General features: G+C 68.0%; 3 protein-coding genes. 1 reads left to right on the top strand and 2 read right to left on the bottom strand.

Annotation, left to right across the window (positions count from 1 at the left end):
• The coding region (locus tag AC1DYI_RS35355) for a pseudouridine-5'-phosphate glycosidase (RefSeq protein WP_477208764.1) at positions 1–330 on the top strand (330 nt) is incomplete at its 5' end.
• 2 nt (positions 331–332) lie between these two features.
• On the opposite strand, the gene gloA2 is transcribed toward AC1DYI_RS35355, so the two are convergent.
• Both gloA2 and AC1DYI_RS35345 read right to left on the bottom strand, forming a co-directional pair.
• Positions 333–737 (bottom strand): SMU1112c/YaeR family gloxylase I-like metalloprotein, encoded by a 405-nt coding sequence (gloA2, locus tag AC1DYI_RS35350; protein ID WP_477208763.1) that lies wholly within the window; start codon positions 735–737, stop codon positions 333–335.
• Positions 738–1,133: 396 nt separating this feature from the next.
• Positions 1,134–1,484, bottom strand: a 351-nt coding sequence (locus AC1DYI_RS35345) for a GFA family protein (protein ID WP_477208762.1), incomplete at its 5' end; no start/stop codon positions are given.

Below are 1,484 nucleotides of genomic sequence, written 5' to 3'. Positions count from 1 at the left end.
GGGCTGGACCTGGATGCGCGGCTGGAAGAGCCGGCCGAAATCGCCCGCGTGATGAAGGCCCAGTGGGCGCTGGGCTTCAACGGCGGCATGGTTGTCGCCAACCCGATCCCCGCCGAATTTGCACTGCCCGAAGAGACCGTCAACCGGRCCATCGAGCAGGCGTTGGCCGATGCGCAAGCCCAAGGCTTGAGCGGCAAGGCGGTGACGCCGTTCCTGCTGGCCCGCGTGAATGCGCTGACCGGCGGCGTCAGCCTGGCCGGCAACATCCAGCTGGTGCTGAACAACGCCAGGCTGGCCGCCGGCGTAGCGGTGGCCTACGCCGCGCTGTAGCCTCAGCCCTCGGACTGCGGTGGCGCCTCTTCGTAGAGCTCCAGCGGCAGGCCGTCCGGGTCAGCAAAGAAGGTGAAGCGCCGGCCGGTGTATTCGTCGACACGGATCGGCTCCACCGCAACGCCCTGGGCTTCCAGCGCCTGCTTGCAAAGGGCGACATCGTCCACCGCAAACGCCAGGTGCCGCAAGCCTTGCGCCTCGGGGCGCGACGGGCGAGCCGGCGCGCCGGGAAACGAGAACAGCTCGACCTGTGAGCCATCGGGCAGGCCCAGGTCGAGCTTGAACGATTTGCGCTCGGCGCGGTAGTTCTCGGCCAGCACTTCGAGGCCCAGCGTCTGCGTGTAGAAGCGCTTGGAGACCTCGTAGTCGGAACAGATGATCGCGGCGTGGTGGATGCGTCGCAGCATGGGCATGAGCGGGTGGTCGTCTCGGGCGGCAATGCCTACCCCGATTGTGACGGCCTCAACCCGCCGGCCGCGGCTGGCGCTCGAAGGCTCTGAATCGGGAGCGGGCGCTTGAGGCACTGGTCAGCCTGCCAGCTGACGGGCCGCATGGCAGCCCGGCGACCGATGCGCCGGGTCTTCGCCATGCGGCTCAGGCAGACCCTCCACAACCTAACACTCTGTTCGGTGGCCATGCAGCAAGGGGGCTCGCTGCAGGCTGGCTGTGTTCGGCGGTTGGGGTTGTCACCCGGAATGCTTTGTCTTGGCAACCGCTCTGACAGGCATCATCGCGGCCGCCYCGCCGGCCGGCGATCACCCATTCGGGGGGGTGGTGGCGCCAAAGCGACGGGAATTGGTGATCTATTGCCGCTCCGTGCCCGGCACCGCGCTGATGTCGCGCGACCACGGCAGTGCCGACTGGCACCAGATCTGTCGCCGAGGTGACAACTGCGCTTTCTGGGCCAGGCACCCGACCCGCAGTGAATAACTCGGCGGGTCATCGGCATCGGCACTGGCCGACACCGGCGTACCGCAGTTCGGGCAAAACGCATGGCGGCGGCGGGTGCCGCTTTCGGCCGTCTTGACGTAAGTCCGAGGTGTACCGGTCAGCAGCTTGAAGTCGGCTGCCGGCGCGGGCACCGTGACCCGGAACGCCGACCCGGTGAGCACCTGGCAATCGGTGCAGTGGCAGATGCCGACGCGCTCCGGGTC

This window comes from Ideonella sp. P3_A4 (genome assembly GCF_056403075.1).
The sequence above is the reverse complement of the archived record's forward strand: the minus strand, read 5'-3'. Positions and strand labels throughout refer to the sequence as shown.